The 17699-nt window shown below is 72.6% G+C and carries 12 protein-coding genes; 11 read left to right on the top strand and 1 reads right to left on the bottom strand.

What is annotated here, in order from left to right; genetic code table 11:
- Complete coding sequence (gene meaB / locus IE248_RS06290) at positions 1–981, top strand: methylmalonyl Co-A mutase-associated GTPase MeaB (RefSeq protein ID WP_190030140.1); 981 nt, start codon at positions 1–3, stop codon at positions 979–981.
- Positions 982–1364: 383 nt separating this feature from the next.
- Here the strand turns inward: meaB and IE248_RS06285 are convergent, their stop codons facing one another.
- Complete coding sequence (locus IE248_RS06285; protein WP_073796581.1) at positions 1365–2366, bottom strand: asparaginase; 1002 nt, start codon at positions 2364–2366, stop codon at positions 1365–1367.
- A gap of 134 nt (positions 2367–2500) precedes the next feature.
- Between IE248_RS06285 and IE248_RS06280 the strand changes: the two genes are divergently transcribed.
- The 10 genes from IE248_RS06280 (at position 2501) to IE248_RS38365 (ending at position 17694) form a co-directional block, all read left to right on the top strand.
- Positions 2501–2956: an Lrp/AsnC family transcriptional regulator gene (locus IE248_RS06280; protein ID WP_037798281.1), complete on the top strand. Its 456-nt coding sequence runs from the start codon at positions 2501–2503 to the stop codon at positions 2954–2956.
- 147 nt (positions 2957–3103) lie between these two features.
- Positions 3104–5197 (top strand): serine/threonine-protein kinase, encoded by a 2094-nt coding sequence (locus IE248_RS06275; protein WP_190030139.1) that lies wholly within the window; start codon positions 3104–3106, stop codon positions 5195–5197.
- 251 nt (positions 5198–5448) lie between these two features.
- On the top strand, positions 5449–6396 hold the full coding sequence (locus tag IE248_RS06270; protein WP_190030138.1) for a protein kinase family protein: 948 nt from the start codon (positions 5449–5451) through the stop codon (positions 6394–6396).
- A gap of 5 nt (positions 6397–6401) precedes the next feature.
- Entirely contained in the window at positions 6402–8558 is a 2157-nt protein-coding gene (locus IE248_RS06265) for a serine/threonine-protein kinase (RefSeq protein ID WP_190030137.1), read from the top strand.
- Positions 8559–8713: 155 nt separating this feature from the next.
- Positions 8714–9001, top strand: a complete 288-nt coding sequence (locus IE248_RS06260) for a hypothetical protein (RefSeq protein WP_037793110.1) — start codon at positions 8714–8716, stop codon at positions 8999–9001.
- Between the two features lie 193 nt (positions 9002–9194).
- Entirely contained in the window at positions 9195–9350 is a 156-nt protein-coding gene (locus IE248_RS06255) for a DUF7196 family protein (protein ID WP_008741310.1), read from the top strand.
- A gap of 744 nt (positions 9351–10094) precedes the next feature.
- Positions 10095–15575, top strand: a complete 5481-nt coding sequence (locus IE248_RS06250) for an Ig-like domain repeat protein (RefSeq protein WP_190030136.1) — start codon at positions 10095–10097, stop codon at positions 15573–15575.
- Between the two features lie 436 nt (positions 15576–16011).
- Entirely contained in the window at positions 16012–16164 is a 153-nt protein-coding gene (locus IE248_RS38375) for a hypothetical protein (RefSeq protein WP_308438130.1), read from the top strand.
- Positions 16165–16376: 212 nt separating this feature from the next.
- Positions 16377–16652, top strand: coding sequence for a hypothetical protein (locus IE248_RS38370; protein WP_308438129.1), 276 nt, complete (start codon positions 16377–16379; stop codon positions 16650–16652).
- A 16-nt stretch (positions 16653–16668) separates the two neighbouring features.
- Positions 16669–17694 carry a hypothetical protein gene (locus IE248_RS38365; RefSeq protein WP_308438128.1) on the top strand — a complete coding sequence of 342 codons (1026 nt, stop codon included), beginning with the start codon at positions 16669–16671 and terminating at the stop codon, positions 17692–17694.
- Positions 17695–17699 lie beyond the last annotated feature (5 nt).

Below are 17699 nucleotides of genomic sequence, written 5' to 3'. Positions count from 1 at the left end.
GTGCCGAAGATCGACATCGAGGCGTACGCGAAGGGGGTCCTCGACGGGAAGCGGGCGTTCATCGCACGCGCGATCACCCTCGTCGAGTCCACCCTGCCCGCCCACCGGGGGCTCGCGCAGCAGCTGCTGACGGAACTGCTCCCGCACTCGGGGCGGGCGCGCCGGATCGGCATCAGCGGGGTGCCGGGCGTGGGCAAGTCCACGTTCATCGACGCGTTCGGCACGATGCTGACGGGGCTGGGCCACCGGGTGGCGGTCCTCGCCGTCGACCCGTCCTCGACCCGTACGGGCGGCTCCATCCTGGGCGACAAGACCCGGATGGAACGCCTCGCGGTGGACCCGGCGGCGTTCGTGCGCCCTTCCCCCTCGGCGGGCACGCTGGGCGGGGTCGCGAAGGCCACGCGCGAGTCGATGATCGTGATGGAGGCGGCCGGCTACGACGTGGTCCTCGTGGAGACGGTCGGGGTGGGCCAATCGGAGACGACGGTGGCCGGCATGGTGGACTCCTTCCTCCTCCTCTCGCTGGCCCGTACGGGCGACCAGCTCCAGGGCATCAAGAAGGGCGTCCTGGAGCTGGCGGACGTCCTGGCCGTGAACAAGGCGGACGGCCCGCACGAGCGCGACGCGAAGGCGGCGGCGCGGGAGCTGTCGGGCGCCCTGCGCCTGATGCACCCGTCGGACGCGGCCTGGACCCCGCCCGTCCTCACGTGCAGCGCGCGGGAGTCCGCGGGCCTGGACGAGGTCTGGAACCGCCTGGAGCAGCACCGGCTGCTGCTGGACGCGGGCGGGCGGCTGGCGGCGAAGCGGGCCGCGCAGCAGGTGGAGTGGACCTGGTCGATGGTCCGGGACGAGCTCCTGGAACGCCTGCGCTCCAGCCCCGCCGTCCGCGATCTGGCCCCGGCCCTGGAATCCGCCGTCCGCGACGGCACCCTGACCCCCACCCTCGCGGCGGACCGGATCCTGTCCGCCTTCTCCGCCTGACGCGGGCGGCCGCGGGCGGTCGCGAGCGGCCGCCACCACCGTCACGGGCGCGCCCGGGCGGCGTCAGGACGCGGACGCCCGGGCGGCGTCAGGACGCGGATGGTCGCGGGCGGTTACGTCAGGGCGTGGGCAGTTGTGGGCGGGTGCCGCCCAGGGGCATCGGGTGTCGCGCCAGCGGGGCGGCCGGCGCCGTCACGTGCGAACCCGGGCATCGCGGGCGGTCACGTCAGGACGCGGGCGGTGGCCGCCGGTTGCCGCGCCCGGCGGGGCGGTTGGCCTCACCGGCTGGGCGCGGCGGTGTGGGTCCGGGGCCAGGGGCCGGGGCCGGGGGCCGGGGGCCGGCGACGGCGGCGCGCCCCGGAACCCCCGTCTGCCCCGCAGGGTCAGGCGTCGACCAGGACCGGCCCGTCCGAGGAAAGGGCCTGCCGCAGGACCCGCGCCCGCTCGCCCTCCTCGCCGGAGGCGAGCAGCGCGGACAGGACCGCGATCCGCGCCTGCCCCGCCCGCAGCGTCCCGGTGGGAACGGCGCCGGCCGCGACCAGGTCGACCGCCCCGCCGTGGGTGTAGATCTCCGTCACCGGCCCGGCGGCGACCCGCGTGGTCAGCGCGACCAGCACGCCCCGCGCCACCGCCGCCCGGACCGCCTCGACGATCTCCGGGGTCGCGTTCCCCGCGCCCGTCCCGATCAGGACGATCCCCCGCGCCCCCGCCTCGACGGCGGCGTTCAGCAGCACCGGGTCGCCGTCGGCGTGGTGCATCACCATGTCCACCCGGGGCGGCAGCTCCGGCATCGCCGGCAGCGCCAGCGGCTCGGGCCGCCGCGGCGAGCGCAGCATCGTGACCTTGCCGAAGCCGATCTTGCCGAGCAGTTCCTTCGACGGGTCGGCGAACGCGTCCAGCGCCACGGCCTGCGTCTTCACGGTGCCCCGGGCCGCGTGCACCCGCCCGGCGAACGTGATCAGCACCCCGAGCCCCCGGGTGGACGCGGCGGTCAGCAGCGCGTCGTACAGGTTCTCGGGGCCGTCGCCGTCGGCGGTGCCCATGGGGAGCTGCGAGCCGGTGAAGACGACCGTGCGCGGGTCGTGGTGGTGGAGGTCGACGAGGAAGGCCGACTCCTCCAGCGTGTCGGTGCCGTGGGTGACGACGATGCCCTCGACCTCGGGGTCGGCGAGCACCTCGTGCACGGTGCGCAGCAGGGTGAGCTGGTGGGCGGTGGTCAGCCGGGGGCTGTTCACGCTGAACAGGTCGACGACCTCGACGGTGACGCCCTCGGGCAGGGGCGCGGTGGCCATCACCTCGCTGCCGTCGGCGTCCGCCGCGAAGCCGGATCCCTGCCAGCGGCTGGCTATCGTCCCACCGGTGCTGATGACGACGATCCGTCCCATGGCCGCTCTCTCCTTCGCTCACATGCTCGCCACATGCGTACGTACGCTCGAAATGGCAATAATAAGGAAATCTACGCGCAACGCGATTGCCAGTTTCCCCTCACCCGCAACACTCCGCGGGGGATGATTGCGTCATGGATGCCATTGACCGCGCCATCTTGCGCGAGCTCCAGCAGGACGGCCGCCTCAGCAACCAGGAGCTGGCCCAGCGCGTGGGCCTGACCCCCTCCCCCTGCATGCGCCGCGTGCGCCAGCTCGAACAGGACGGGGTGATCCAGGGCTACCGCGCGGTGATCGACCCCGAGGCGGTCGGGCGCGGGTTCGAGGTGCTGGTCTCCGTGGAGGTGCGGCGCGACCGCGAGGCGGTGGAGGCGTTCGAGGCGGCGCTCCAGGACATCCCCGACGTCATCGAGGCGTACCGCCTGTTCGGCAGCCCCGGCTGCCTGCTCCGCATCGCCGTCGCGGACCTGCGCGCGTACGAACGCCTCTGGATCGAGCAGCTCACGGCCCTCTCGGGCGTCACCGAGGTCAACTCCCAGATCATCATGAAGCGCATCAAGGAGCCCACCGGCCTCCCGGTCGACCGCTGAGCGGAAGGGACGACGGGGTCGAGGGGACGACGGGGCCGACGGGGCGCGACGGGGCCGACCGCGGCAGCGGGCCCGGCGGGGTGCCCGCCTAAGATCAACGGGCCCCGGGCCCGAACGGCGGGCCGGCCCGACAGGAAGCGGCACCCCATGGAACCACTCGGCACCGGCGACCCGATCCGGCTCGGTCCCTACCGCGTCGTCGGCGTCCTCGGCGAGGGCGGCATGGGCAAGGTCTACCTGGGCCAGGACCCCGCCGGCCGCCCGGCGGCGGTCAAGGTGCTGCTGCCGGAACTGGCGCACGACCGGCACCTCGCCCAGCGCTTCCTGCGCGAGGCCCACACCGCGCGGGCCGTGAGCAGCTCCGGCGTCGCCCGGGTCCTGGACGCGCGCAGCGAGGGCGACCGGCCCTGGATCGCGACCGAGTTCCTGTCCGGGCCGACCCTCGATCACGCCGTGCGCCGGTACGGGCCGTTCGACGCGGCCGGCGTACGCGCGCTCGCCGCCTCGCTGGCCGCGACCCTGCGGGACGTCCACGCGGCCGGGCTGGTGCACCGGGACCTGAAGCCGGCCAACATCGTGCTGACGGCGGACGGTCCGCGCGTCATCGACTTCGGCATCGCCCGCCCGGAACACGGCCTGACGCTCACCACCACCGGCCAGGTCCCCGTCACCCCCGGGTACGGCGCCCCGGAGCAGGTGCTCGGGCAGCGCGTCGGTCCCGCGGCGGACGTGTTCTCGCTGGGCGCCGTCCTCGCGTACGCGGCGACGGGCCGGCCCGCGTTCGAGGGGACGCACGTGGCCGCCGTGCAGTACGAGGTGGTGCACGGGGAGCCGCGACTGGCCTCCGTACCGGCCGAGTTGGGGTACCTGATCGCCCCCTGCCTCGCGAAGGAGCCCGCGCGCCGCCCCGCTCCCGGTGAGATCGCGGCCGCGTTCGCCCCGCCGCCCGGAGCGGACCGGGCCTGGCGCACCGGGCCGCTGGCCGAGGACATCACCCGCCGGGCCGCCGAGGCCGCGCGGCAGACCGCCCGTACGGAACCCGGCCCGGGCCCCGGGGCCGGCCCCTCGCGTCGCCGGGTGCTGCGCACCGCGCTGGCGGCGGGCGGCGTGGTGGCCGCCGCGGGCGGCGCCGGCGGCGCGTGGTGGCTGCTGCGCGAGGAGCCGGGGGCGGAGCCGCTGAAGGTCGGGCTCGCACGCGGCGCGACACCGCTGCCCGCGTCCGCCGCCACCTCCGGCAAGGCGCCGAAGCCGCTGTGGGGCCCGCTGAAGGTCGCGGCGCAGCCGGTGGACGGCGTGGTCATGACCCCGCTGTCGCTGCGCGACGTGGTCGTCTTCGCCGCGAAGGAGGGCGGGCTGGCGGCCCGTCTGACGTACAGCGGCAAGGAGAAGTGGCGGCTTCCGGACGCCGCCGCGGCCGCCGGGGTCCTGGCCCTGCCCGAGCTCGGCTTCGTGGCGGCGGACAGGTACGGCGCGCTGCTCGCGTACGAGGCCTCGACCGCCAAGCTCGAATGGTCGGTGCCGGACGCCGAGGTGGGCCGCTTCCTGACCGTGGACGAGGACACGGTCTACGTGGTGACCCAGGGCGGCCGGCTGCGCGCCGTGGACCTCGTCCAGCAGCGGATCCGCTGGACCGTCCCGCTGCCCGCGCCGGCCGTGCGGGGCGCCGGGCCGAAGGCCGCGACCTTGCAGGGGCTGCTCGTGGTGTCCGGTGCCGACGGCAGTCTGCTGACGTTCACCACGACGACGGGACTGGCCGTCTGGGAGGTGGAGGGCCAGTCCCGGTCGGCCATCGCGCCCGTCATGTTCAAGGACACGGTCCTGCTGGGCGGTCGGACGCTGTCGGCGCGCCGCATAGTCGGCGGCGACGAGGTGTGGCGGGCCGAGGCCTCCGAGCCCGTCGGGCAGGGCGCGGGCGGCTGGGGCCCGCCGCTGCTGCGGAACGACACCGTGCTCGCCGTGAACGGGACCTCGCTGACGAAGCTGACCACCACGGGCAGTCCCACCCCGCTCGGCAAGGCCACCCGCGGCCCGCTCCCGCACACCCCGCTGGTGGTCGAGGGCGGCGCGGTCTGGGCGGTGGAGGCGGACGGCCGGGGCGTCGGCGCGTACTCCCTGCAGAACGGCACCCGACTGTGGACCTGGGCCCCCGGGGCAAACGGCCCCTGGGCCCTCTCCGGCGCCGGCAACCGCGTCTACCTCGTCAACGCCGGAACCCTCACCGCGATGCCCACAACGCCCTGACCACACCGCCCCCGGCTCCCTTCCGCCGGCCCCCCGACGAGTCCGGGGCAGCTTCCCGACGGCCCCGAACAGCTTTCCCAACGGGGCAACGGGTGCTTCGCGGCGGCTCCCGGGTCGGGCCCAGGACAGCCTCCCGACGGGTCCGGGCGCGGCTCCCGGCGGGTGCCGGCGGGTGCTCACCCGGTGCCTCCCGTGGCGCGGCCAGCGCATAGGCTCGGGGCTCCCGCTGCCGACCCCGGGGGACCTCGCGCATGGAGCGCCTTCGACATGACGACCCGCCGCGCCTGGGCCCGTACCTGACGCTCGCTCGGCTCGACGCCGACTCCACCGACGGCGGCGCGTTGCCCGAGCGGCGCTACCTCGCGCGCACCGCCGACGGGGAGCGCACCGTACTGCTCTGCGCACCCCTGCCCGACGCGGCGGCCCCGGCCGCGTGGGCGATGGAGGCCGAGCTCGCGTCGCGGCTGTCCGTACCGCGCTTCCTGCGCCCCGCGTCGCAGGGCTCCGAGGCCGGACTGCCCTGGTACGCCGTCCCGTACACCCCGGTGCTGCCGCTGCCGGCGGCGCTCGCCGCGCACGGGGGCCCGCTGCCCGAGGACCTCGTCCGCCGGCTCGGCGCCGCGCTAGCGGCGGGGCTGGCCGCCGCACACGCCCGGGGCCAGGCGCACGCGGGGGTGTCACCGGCCGCCGTGCTGCTCGGCGCCGCCGGCCCGCTGCTGGGCTGCTTCGGCGCGGTGCGTTCCGCCGCCCCCGGGGGGCGGCCCGGGCTCGACCCGGGCTGCCTGGCCCCGGAGCTGCGGTCGGTCGGGCGGCCGGAGCCGCTCGGGGACGTGTTCGCGCTGGGCGCCGTACTGGCGTACGCGGCGAGCGGGCACACCGTACCCGAGCAGAGCGAACTCCCCCCGGGGCTGCGCCGGCTGCTGGCATCCTGCCTGGCGCGCGACCCGGCGGACCGGCCGTCGGCACCGCAGGTGCTGCACGCGCTGTCCACGACCGGGCCCGCGCGGACACCGGCTCCGGCTCCGGCTCCGGCTCCGGCTCCGGCCGCGACGCCGGCCGCGACGGTCCTCGACGAGCAGGCTCCGCCGCCGCTGCCGGGCCGGGTGGTGGCCGCACTCGCCGCCCAGTCCGCCGAGCTGCTCGCCTCGGAACTCCCCGCCGCCCCGCCCGCCCGGCCCGCTCCCCAGAAGGTGCACTGACCCCGATGCCCCCGCGCTCCCCGCTCGCCCCGCTCACCCACACCGACCCCGAGCGGCTCGGCGAGCACCGGCTGCTCGCCCGCCTCGGCAGCGGCGGCATGGGCACCGTGTACCTGGCCCGTTCGGCGGCCGGGCGCGTGGTCGCGCTCAAGACCGTGCACGCCCGGATCGCCGCCGACGCCTCCTTCCGCAGCCGGTTCCGGCTGGAGGCCGACGCCGCCCGGGTCATCGGCGACCGCTACGGCGCCCGCGTGTTCGGCGCGGACCCGCTGGCCGGGACGCCGTGGCTGGCCACCGAGTACGTGATCGGGCCGCAGCTCGACGAGGCCGTCCGCCTCGGCGGACCGCTGCCCGAGCCGGCGGTACGGGAGCTGGGCGCCGATCTCGCGCGGGCGCTCGGCCAGTTGCACCGTTCGGAGGTGGTGCACCGCGACCTCAAGCCGTCCAACATCCTGATCACCGCGACGGGGCCCAAGGTCATCGACTTCGGGATCGCGCGCGCCCTCGGCGACGAGCGGCTGACCCGCGTCGGCTCCGCCGCGGGCACCCCGGCGTTCATGTCCCCCGAACAGGCCGGCGGCCTCGAACACACCCCGGCGGGCGATGTGTTCGCGCTGGCGGGCGTCCTCGTCTTCGCGGCCTCCGGACACGCCCCGTTCGGCGGCGGCCAGGCCGCGGACCTCCTCTACCGGGTGCGGTACGCGGAGCCCGACCTGACCGGTGTACCGGAGGGACTGGCGCCGCTGCTCGCCCGCTGCCTGGACAAGGACCCGGCGCGGCGGCCCCCGACGGCCGAACTGGCCCGGTGGCTCGCCCCGTCCGGGGACGGCGCGTTCGCGGACGGGCTGCCCGGGCCGGTGCTCGCGGACATCGCCCGGCGCGCCGCGGCGGTCTGGGAGCAGCCCCCGCCCCGGCTCCCGGCTCCGGCGGCGGACCCCGCCGGACCGGCCTCCGCCGAACCGCGCCCCGGGATCTCGCGCCGCCGGCTGCTCACGCTCACCGCCGCCGGGTTCACCGCCACGGCGGCCGCGGCGGGCGGCGCCGTATGGGCCTGGCCGGACGGGAAGCGGTCCGCCGCGGCCGCGCCGCAGGATCCCCCCGCCCCGCTCTGGATCTTCGGCGGCAGGAACCCGGGCCGGGCCGGGTCGCCCGTACGCGTGGGCCCGCACCTCGTCGCGGCCGCCGGCGTCGGGACCTCGGTGATCGACCCGGCGACGGGCCGGAGCCTGGCCGACCCCCACATCGCGTCGAGCGGCCGTCTCACGACCGACGGCAAGGTCCTCTACGGGCTGCGCACGTGGACCACGGGCGTGAAGGACCTCGCCGTCCTGGCCTTCCCCCAGGAGTACGACGGCGATCGTCCGCCGGTCGTGACCCTTGCCGGGTTCGACGCCGCCGAGGACCTGAACGACCTGCTGTGCGCGGCCGGGGGCACGGCGGTCCTCTACGCCAAGTCCGCCTCGGACGGCCGGTGGTTCCTGGTCGCCGCGAGCCTGGCGTCGGGTCGGGAACTGTGGCGCCGCCCGGCCCCGGCCCCGACCGGTCTCGACTCCGCCGCTGTGTGCGTCAAGCCCGTGAAGGGCGGCCTCCTCAGCTGCCTGCGAACGGGCCCTTCGGACACCCTGGCCCTGTCCCTCCACGACCCGGTCTCCGGCGCGGAACGCTGGCAGCGCTCCCTGCCCGTCCCGGGCGCGGTCCCGTACCAGCTGGCCACGGACGAGAACCACGTCTACCTCGGCGCCGACACCCTCCAGGCCCTGCGGCTCTCCGACGGCGCCCCGGCATGGTCCTTCGGCCAGGGCCGCGACATGGGCCCCAAGCCGTACGGCCAGCGCCGCTACGGCGTCCCGGCCGTCCGCGACGGCGTCGTCTACGCCAACGAGGGCGCCCGCGGCCTGGTCGCCGTGGACGCCCTCACCGGCGCCGAACGCTGGTCGGAGATCCCCTTGAAGGACTTCCGCGCCGCCCCCGACACCACCCCGGCGGTGGGCGCCCGGTACGTCTACGCGATGGACATGACGGGCCTGCGCGCCGTCGACCTCCGCACCCACCGCCCCGCCTGGCGCTACCCCACGCCTGCCACCACCCTCACCCCGGACCCGGACAACACCCGCCTCTACGCCCGCGAGGAATCCCGAATGCTCGCCTTCCCCATGGAGTGAGCGGGGTGACCCGGGTGCCCGCCCGGCCTCAGGCGCACTGGAGACCAGCCCGTCGAACCCGCCCGATGGGCTCCGGAATTCCCCGCCGATCCGGCCTCCCGCCGGTTTCGAGGAAACGCGAGTGGGGCGGGAAGCGGAACCCTACGATGAATTCCATGAGTGCGCTGATCTTCCTCCTGTCGCTCGGCACAATCTGTCGCGTCACCCGATTCATCACCAAGGACGTCCTCGCTGCGGGGTTCCGCTCACGGGTCGCCGACCGTTTCGGCGAAGACTCCCACCCGGCGTATCTGATCACCTGCGGATGGTGCGTCAGCATCTGGGTCGCGGGCGCCGTTACCACGCTCGCCCACTGGGCCGGAGGGGAAACGTGGTTCCAGGCGGGCGCAATGACACTCACCCTTTCCTACCTCACCGGCCTGGCGGCCAACTGGCTTGACTGACCGGTCGCGTGGGGAAATCCGCAATGATCGCCGCCATATATAAATATGACTATATGGCGACGAGTGTCAGGGCGCGATAACCCGGGGATAAAAGATAAAGGGAACGAGCCGGGGGCTCGGCCCCGCCCCGGAATTCCCCCGGCCCTCCCCCCTTGACCGGCCGCCGGAGCGGCCGAACCGAAGGAGGAAGACCATGGCATGCAACTGCGGACGCACCGGCCGGTCCACGCTCGTCTACCGGCTGGTCCTCCCTGACGGAGGCACGCGCGACTACCTCACGCGACAGGAGGCCGACGCCGCCAACAGGAGGGCGGGCGGGCGCGGTTCCATCACGGCGGTCCGCAAGTAGGCCCGCTGCCAGCACCGGGAAGCGGCCGGCTTCCGCGGCCACGCGTCCGCGGGGGCGCAACGGACACGTACGGGCCGTACGCCGCACCGCACCACCGCGCCGGTCCCACGACGCGGTACCCGCGGGGCGTCCGGCCCCCACCCCGGCGGACCGCCGGAAGAGCGATGCCCCCGCCAGCAGCCTCTCTGCGTACCGGACAGCCGGTGTACCGAGGGGCCACTGCACCCCGCGACACCTCCGGAATTCCGGATCCCACAGAGGAATGCCGGGGTTCGCCTCGCCGTTAAATCCCCTCCTTTCCGGCCACGAGTCCACCGGACCCTCCCGGGATCGCGACTGCGCCCCGACACAGCCCGGTTACGGACCCGGAGAGACGACGGGAAAGGGAAAAACCTTTTTCCCACCGCAGCCCGGCAGCACACCCAGGAAGGCCGCGGGAAAGGGAAAACCTTTCTCCTCTCGGAAAATGCACCAAGGCGCCGCCCGATCCGGGTTTACCGCATCTCGCGCGCCTGAGTGCGCTGAGCCGAACGAGTGGTGTTCCCTTCACCCATCTAGCCCACGACCTCACTCGGAATGCCTACTGCTGATATCAGCAGGTGATGTGCCCCGACTCCGCGTGGACAAGGGCCCTTTCCGGAACGCCGCACCAGCTCTTTCGCATGCGCTCCGCGCTCCGCCCCACGCCACAGGGGCGAAGGCACATCACCTGCTTTCGCGGGTCATCCGAAAGGGAGCCACACCATGGCCAGTTCGACCACCACCGTGACCTCGGCACCGGATCCATCCGTCTTCGGCCAGGCGGTCACCTTCACCGCCACCGTCCAGCCGGAACTCGCCGGCGGCCCCGCCCTGACCGGCAGCGTCGAGTTCGTCGTCGACGGCGTGTCCGTGACAACGGAGCCGCTCGACCTGAGCGGCCAGGCACAGTACGTGACCAGCGCTCTGGAGGTCGGTCTCCACGGGGTGGAGGCCAACTACTCGGGCGACGCCGAGTACGACCCGTCCACGGGCGCGGACACCCAAGAGGTCAACCTCGCGAACACCACCACCACGCTGGCCTTCGATCCCGAACCCTCCGTCTGCGGCGAGACGGTGACCGTCACCGCACAGGTAACCCCCGTTCCACCAGGCTCGGGAACCCCCACCGGGCTGGTGTCCTTCATCGTCAGCGACGACGGTCCGGTGCTGACCGCCCCCGTGGACATGAGCGGGCAGGCGCAGGTCATCTTCAGCAACCTGGACGTCGGCTTCCACCAGGCAGCCGCCTTCTACTCCGGCGACGCGCACTTCGACGCGTCGAACTCCCCCCTGACGCTGCACGTCGTCAACCAAGCGCCCGTCACGGTCGGCGTCTCGGTGGACCCCGACCCGTCGGTGTGCGGTGAGACGGTGACGCTCTGTGTCACCGTGGCGCCGGTCTCCTTGGGCATCGGCAACCCGTCGGGCTCGGTGACGTTCACCGGTCCCGGCGGGCTCAACGAGACGGTGTCGCTGGATGCGGACGGCATAGCGTGCGTCACCACGACCGTGCTGGAGACCGGCACGGTCACCGTCAGCTACGGCGGCGACGAGTGCTACGCCAGCGCGACCGGGACCGCCGACGTGACGGTCAACCAGGCGGCCAGCATCACCACCGTCTCGGTGGACCCCAGCCCCTCCGTATGCGGCGAAGCCGTGACCGTGTGCGCCACCGTCACGGCAGTCGCACCCGGCAGCGGAACCCCCACCGGAACCATCACCTTCACCGGGGCCGGCGGACTGAACGAGACCGTGACCCTGGACGCGAGCGGCACGGCATGCTTCACCACAACCACCCTGGAAACCGGCACGATCACGGCCGTCTACAACGGCGACACATGTTTCACCGGTTCGACCGGAACCGTCGACGTGACGGTCAACCAGGCGGCCAGCATCACCACCGTGTCGGTGGACCCCGACCCCTCGGTGTGCGGCGAGACCGTGACCGTGTGCGCCAGCGCCACCGCGGTCGACCCCGGCAGCGGAACCCCCACCGGCACCATCACCTTCACCGGGGCCGGACTGAACACCACGGTGCCACTGAACGCCAGCGGCGCGGCATGCTTCACCACGACCACCCTGGAGACCGGCACGATCACAGCCGTCTACAACGGCGACGGATGCTTCTCCTCATCGGCCGAGACCTTCGATGTGACGGTCAACCAGGCGGCCAGCACCACCACCGTGTCGGTGGACCCCGACCCCTCGGTATGCGGCGAAAGCGTGACGGTGTGCGCCACCGTCACCGCAGTCGAACCCGGCAGCGGAACCCCCACCGGAACCATCACCTTCACCGGGGCCGGCGGACTGAACGAGACCGTGACCCTGGACGCGAGCGGCACGGCATGCGTCACCACAACCACCCTGGAAACCGGCACGGTCACGGCCGTCTACAACGGCGACGGATGCTTCTCCTCATCGACCGGCACCGCGCCGGTGACCGTCAACCAGGCGGCCAGCACCGTATCGGTGACCGTCGACCCCACCCCCTCCGTGTGCGGCGAGACCGTGACCGTCTGCGCCACCGTCACGGCAGTCGAACCCGGCAGCGGAACCCCCACCGGCACCATCACCTTCACCGGCCCCGGCGGACTGAACACCACGGTGCCCCTGGACGCCAGCGGCACGGCATGCGTCACCACAACCGCCCTGGAGACCGGCACGGTCACAGCCGTCTACAACGGCGACGGATGCTTCTCCTCATCGACCGGCACCGCGGATGTGGCGGTCAACCCGGCAGCCAGCTCGGTGGCGGTGACGGCGGACCCCAACCCGTCGGTGTGCGGCGAGACCGTGACCGTGTGCGCCACCGTCACCGCAGTCGCACCCGGCAGCGGAACCCCCACCGGCACCATCACCTTCACCGGCCCCGGCGGGCTGAACACCACGGTGCCCCTGGACGCCAGCGGCACGGCATGCGTCACCACGACCACGCTGGAGACCGGCACGATCACAGCCGTCTACAGCGGGAACACCTGCTTCCTGCCCTCGACGGGCTCACTGGACGCGACCGTCAACCAGGCGTCGAGCACGGTGTCGGTGACCGTCGAACCCGACCCCTCCGTATGCGGCGAGACCGTGACCGTCTGCGCCACCGTCACCGCCATCGCCCCCGGAAGCGGCACCCCCACCGGCACCATTACCTTCACCGGGGCCGGACTGAACGAGACCGTGACCCTGGACATGAGCGGCACGGCATGCGTCACCACCAGCAGCCTCACCAACGGCACCGTCACAGCCGTCTACAACGGCAACACCTGCTTCCTGCCCTCGACGGGCTCACTGGACGCGACCGTCAACCAGGCATCGAGCACGGTGTCGGTGACCGTCAACCCCGACCCCTCCGTATGCGGCGAAGCCGTGACCGTCTGCGCCACCGTCACCGCCATCGCACCCGGCAGCGGAACCCCCACCGGCACCATCACCTTCACCGGCCCCGGCGGACTGAACGCGACACTCACGCTGGACGCGGGCGGCACGGCATGCCTGACCACCAGCAGCCTCACCGGCGGCACCTACTCAGCCACCTACAACGGCGACTCCTGCTTCGCCGGCTCCGACGCTCCCTTCGACGTGACGGTCAACCAGGCGGCCAGCACCACCACCGTCTCGGTGGACCCCAGCCCCTCCGTATGCGGCGAAGCCGTGACCGTCTGCGCCACCGTCACCGCAGTCGCACCCGGAAGCGGCACCCCCACCGGAACCGTCACCTTCACCGGGGCCGGCGGACTGAACGAGACCGTGGCTCTGGACACGAGCGGCACGGCATGCGTCACCACGACCGCACTGGAAACCGGCACGGTCACCGTCACCTACAGCGGGGACACCTGCTTCCTGCCGTCGACGGGCTCACTGGACGTGACCGTCAACCAGGCGTCGAGCACGGTGTCAGTGACAGTCGACCCCGACCCCTCCGTATGCGGCCAGACCGTAACCGTCTGTGCCACCGCCACCGCCGTCGCACCCGGAAGTGGCACCCCCACCGGCACCATCACCTTCACCGGGGCCGGACTGAACACCACGGTGCCACTGAACGCGAGCGGCACGGCATGCTTCACCACGACCACCCTGGAAACCGGCACGGTCACGGCCGTCTACAACGGCGACGGATGCTTCTCCTCATCGACCGGCACCGCGCCGGTGACCGTCAACCAGGCGGCCAGCACCGTGTCCGTGACCGTCGACCCCACCCCCTCCGTATGCGGCCAGACCGCAACCGTCTGCGCCACCGTCACCGCCGTCGCACCCGGAAGTGGCACCCCCACCGGAACCGTCACCTTCACCGGAGCGGGCGGACTGAACGAGACCGTGACCCTGGACGCGAGCGGCACGGCATGCTTCACCACAACCACCCTGGAAACCGGCACGGTCACGGCCGTCTACAACGGCGACGGATGCTTCTCCTCATCGACCGGCACCGCGCCCGTGACCGTCAACCAGGCGGCCAGCACCGTGTCCGTGACCGTCGAACCCGACCCCTCCGTATGCGGCGAAGCCGTGACCGTCTGCGCCACCGTCACCGCCGTCGCACCCGGAAGCGGCACCCCCACCGGCACCATCACCTTCACCGGCCCCGGCGGACTGAACGTCACACTCACGCTGGACGCGGGCGGCACGGCATGCCTGACCACCAGCAGCCTCACCGGCGGCACCTACTTGGCCACCTACAACGGCGACTCCTGCTTCGCCGGCTCCGACGCTCCCTTCGACGTGACGGTCAACCAGGCGGCCAGCACCACCACCGTGTCGGTGAGCCCCAACCCCTCGGTGTGCGGCCAGACCGTGACCGTCTGCGCCACCGTCACCGCGGTCGCACCCGGCAGCGGAACCCCCACCGGAACTGTCACCTTCACCGGGGCCGGGCTGAACACCACGGTGCCCGTCAACGCCAGCGGCACAGCATGCGTCACCACCAGCAGCCTCACCAACGGCACCGTCACAGCCGTCTACAACGGCAACGCATGCCTCTCCTCATCGACCGGCACCGCGCCGGTAACCGTCAACCAGGCAGCTAGCACCACCACCGTCTCGGTGAGCCCCAACCCCTCGGTATGCGGCCAGACCGTAACCGTCTGCGCCACCGTCACCACGGTCGCACCCGGAAGCGGAACCCCCACCGGAACCGTCACCTTCACCGGGGCCGGACTCAACACCACGGTGCCCGTCAACGCCAGCGGCACAGCATGCGTCACCACCAACACCCTCACCAACGGCACCGTCACAGCCGTCTACAACGGCAACGCATGCCTCTCCTCATCGACCGGCACCGCGCCGGCAACCGTCAACCAGGCAACCAGCACCACCACCGTCTCGGTGAGCCCCAACCCCTCCGTATGCGGCCAGACCGTGACCGTCTGCGCCACCGTCACCGCCGTCGCACCCGGAAGCGGAACCCCCACCGGAACCATCACCTTCACCGGCCCCGGCGGACTGAACACCACGGTGCCCGTCAACGCCAGCGGCACAGCATGCGTCACCACCAACACCCTCACCAACGGCACCGTCACGGCCGTCTACAACGGCAACGGATGCTTCAAGCCCTCGACGAGCACGAAGGGCGTGACCGTGAACAACGCCCAGACCACGACCGCGCTCACCATCACCCCCAACCCCGCGGGCTGCGGCCAGCCGGTGACGTTCTGCGCCGCAGTCACGACCAACGCGCCGGGCAGCGGCACTCCCGGCGGAACGGTCACCTTCACCGGTCCCGGCGGCTTCAGCCAGACCGTGGCGCTCAACGCGAGCGGCACGGCCTGCGTCACCACCACCGCGGGCACCAGCGGCACGGTAACCGCCGTCTACAACGGAGGCCCCTGCCACAGTCCCTCCGCCGCTGCGGCGAACCTGACCGTGAACCCGACTCCCACGACGCTGACGGCGCCCCCGGCGCAGATCCGCCTGCGGACGAACGGCACGTTCGTCATCCCGTCGATGAGCGCCACGCTCAAGGTCACCTCCAGCGCCGCTCCGCTCCCGGGACAACTGGTCACCTTCAAGGCGAACACGCCGCTCGGGCCCATCACGCTCGGGACCGCGCTCACCAACGCCAGCGGGGTGGCCACACTGGCACCGCCGATGCTGCCGGTTCCCAGCACGATGGTCACGGCGACGAGCTACACCGCGTCCTTCGCGGGGACGAGCTGCTACGCCCCGTCCTCCGTGACGGCGGCGCTGACACTCGTCCTCGTCCCGCTCCTCCCCTGACCGAACTCCGGTCACCGCTCCGGAAGCCACGGGCCGGGGCGGTGCCGGCCGGCCGGGGCGGCAACCGCCGCCCCGGCCAGCTGCGCGGGCAGCGCTGATCGCGGCGGACATCCTCCCGGCCACGCTCACCGCCGCCAGCGCTGCCGCCGGCTCTCTGCCCGTCTCCGCACTGAATCCTCGGATGGCCACGGAACGTAACGGCAGGTCAGCGGCCCTTCTCGACCGGCTCCAGAATCGCGACGCACTCGACGTGGTGCGTCATCGGGAAGACCTCAGGCTCAGAGCTGACGAAGAAGTCTCCAGGTCCTGGGCGTGTGTGAACCATGGAACGGGTCTACTCAGGACCACGTGCGTCAAACGAGCGTCGCCCGTCACCGCCATCGCTCCGACGCTCACTCACGTCTTCACACACATGCGATCCGGTTGAACTAGCGCCATGAGGAACACACTCGGATTCGGCGAGGACGAGCTGCGTCGGCTGGCGGGATCACGGTCGTTCGATCGGGGCCTCGGCTATCTGTCCTCCGTCTATGCACTGGAGATCACGGAGAGGTCGATCACCGCGACCGTCGATGGCACCGATGCCTAAGAGGTCGAGCTGATGCAGCACGAACACGGCCGTGCCGGACGGTGCGACTGCCCTTACGGGCAAGGGGTAACTTCTGCAAACACTGTGTGGCAGTGGGGCCTGACCGTACTGCGCCAGGCGGAACCGGTACCCGCCGGCGGGCTGCCGCCGCATCCCGAGGTCGACAGCTCGACACCTGGCTGGAGTCCCGCAGTCGGGATGAGCTCCTCTCCTTGATACGGGAGCACCTCGCAGGCGACCACGACCTGCGCCACCGGCTCGAACTTCGAGCTGCCACGGCCGGGGACGATCTTGATGCCGTACGCGAGCGCGTCCTGAGTCTGCTCGACACACGCCCCTTCGCCCGGTACGGCTACATCGAGTACGCAAACGCCCGTTCCTACGGGCTCCAGGCCTCCGAGGCCGTATCCGCATTGCGCACCCTGACAGGATCCGGCCACGCCGTGCGAACGGTGGATGTGGCCCGGGAGGCCCATCGCGGCCGTTAGCCGGATCTACTGCGAGGTGGATGACACGGACGGCGCGATCGGCGACGTGGCGAGCGCACTGGCCGAAGCGCATCTGGATGCCTGCCGGGCGGCCTGCCCCGGCCCGGCCCAGACCGCCGACTGGCTGGTGGAACACCTTCTGGGCGACCTGAACAACGCGGCTGACATCGCCCTTTCCGAGTATGAGGACGTACTGGGCAAGGCCGGTCTGGCGCGGGTACACGAACTGGTGGTCACGGCTTGGCGCGCCAACCCGAAGTGCTGGGCGGAGAAACACCTAATGGAGCAGCTGACGAGGGCGGAGGGCAGCCCTGACGCACTGATCGCCGTCCACGCTGCGGATCTCGCCCCATCCGGAGCCACGCACCTGGTGATCGCCCGGGAACTGGAGCGGGCGGGACACCCGGCGGAAGCCCTGGAGTGGGCCGAACGCGGCCTGCGGGAGTCCGATCCCGACCGCGGCCCCGACCAGCACTTGGTGGACTTCGTCTGCGAGCGGTACACCCGGTCCGGCCGCCCGGCCGACGTGGTCGTCGTCCGCCGCGACGTACTACGACGCCGCCGCACCCTGGCCTCGTACCAGGATCTGCGGACGGCGGCGCGCGGGGCTGACCGCTGGGACGAACCCGAGCGGGCACAGGCCCTGAACGTACTGCGTGCTGACAGCCGGCCCCGCAAGTGCCTCGGCCCCTTGGGCTCGGTCCTCGTGGACGCCCTGTTGGACGACGGCGACAACGAAGCAGCGTGGAAGGCGGCGACGGACGGATACGCCGACTACCGCCAGTGGCTCACCCTTGCCGACCGCAGCCGGGACACTCGCCCGGTCGACTCGCTGAGCGTCTACCTGCGCTTGATCGGCCCCCTCCTGACGCGCACCGGCGACGCCGCGTACGAGCAACTGACCGAACTGCTGCTCAGTGTCCGTGCCTGCCACCAAGCCCTGGGCGCGCACGACACCTTCACGGACTACATGGCCTCTCTGCGCACCACCCAGAAGCGCAAGCGCAAGCTGATGGCGCTGCTGGACGGGCACGGCCTGTAGCTCCG

It is taken from the genome of Streptomyces goshikiensis (genome assembly GCF_014650555.1).
Classification (GTDB): domain Bacteria; phylum Actinomycetota; class Actinomycetes; order Streptomycetales; family Streptomycetaceae; genus Streptomyces; species Streptomyces goshikiensis.
The sequence above is the reverse complement of the archived record's forward strand: the minus strand, read 5'-3'. Positions and strand labels throughout refer to the sequence as shown.

What these genes read in the sequence shown, in the direction of transcription:
- IE248_RS06285 (WP_073796581.1), bottom strand. Translation starts at nt 2,366, where the DNA reads ATGGGACGGATCGTCGTCATCAGCACCGGTGGGACGATAGCCAGCCGC.
- IE248_RS06280 (WP_037798281.1), top strand. Translation starts at nt 2,501, where the DNA reads ATGGATGCCATTGACCGCGCCATCTTGCGCGAGCTCCAGCAGGACGGC.
- IE248_RS06275 (WP_190030139.1), top strand. Translation starts at nt 3,104, where the DNA reads ATGGAACCACTCGGCACCGGCGACCCGATCCGGCTCGGTCCCTACCGC.
- IE248_RS06270 (WP_190030138.1), top strand. Translation starts at nt 5,449, where the DNA reads ATGGAGCGCCTTCGACATGACGACCCGCCGCGCCTGGGCCCGTACCTG.
- IE248_RS06265 (WP_190030137.1), top strand. Translation starts at nt 6,402, where the DNA reads ATGCCCCCGCGCTCCCCGCTCGCCCCGCTCACCCACACCGACCCCGAG.
- IE248_RS06260 (WP_037793110.1), top strand. Translation starts at nt 8,714, where the DNA reads ATGAGTGCGCTGATCTTCCTCCTGTCGCTCGGCACAATCTGTCGCGTC.
- IE248_RS06255 (WP_008741310.1), top strand. Translation starts at nt 9,195, where the DNA reads ATGGCATGCAACTGCGGACGCACCGGCCGGTCCACGCTCGTCTACCGG.
- IE248_RS06250 (WP_190030136.1), top strand. Translation starts at nt 10,095, where the DNA reads ATGGCCAGTTCGACCACCACCGTGACCTCGGCACCGGATCCATCCGTC.
- IE248_RS38375 (WP_308438130.1), top strand. Translation starts at nt 16,012, where the DNA reads ATGAGGAACACACTCGGATTCGGCGAGGACGAGCTGCGTCGGCTGGCG.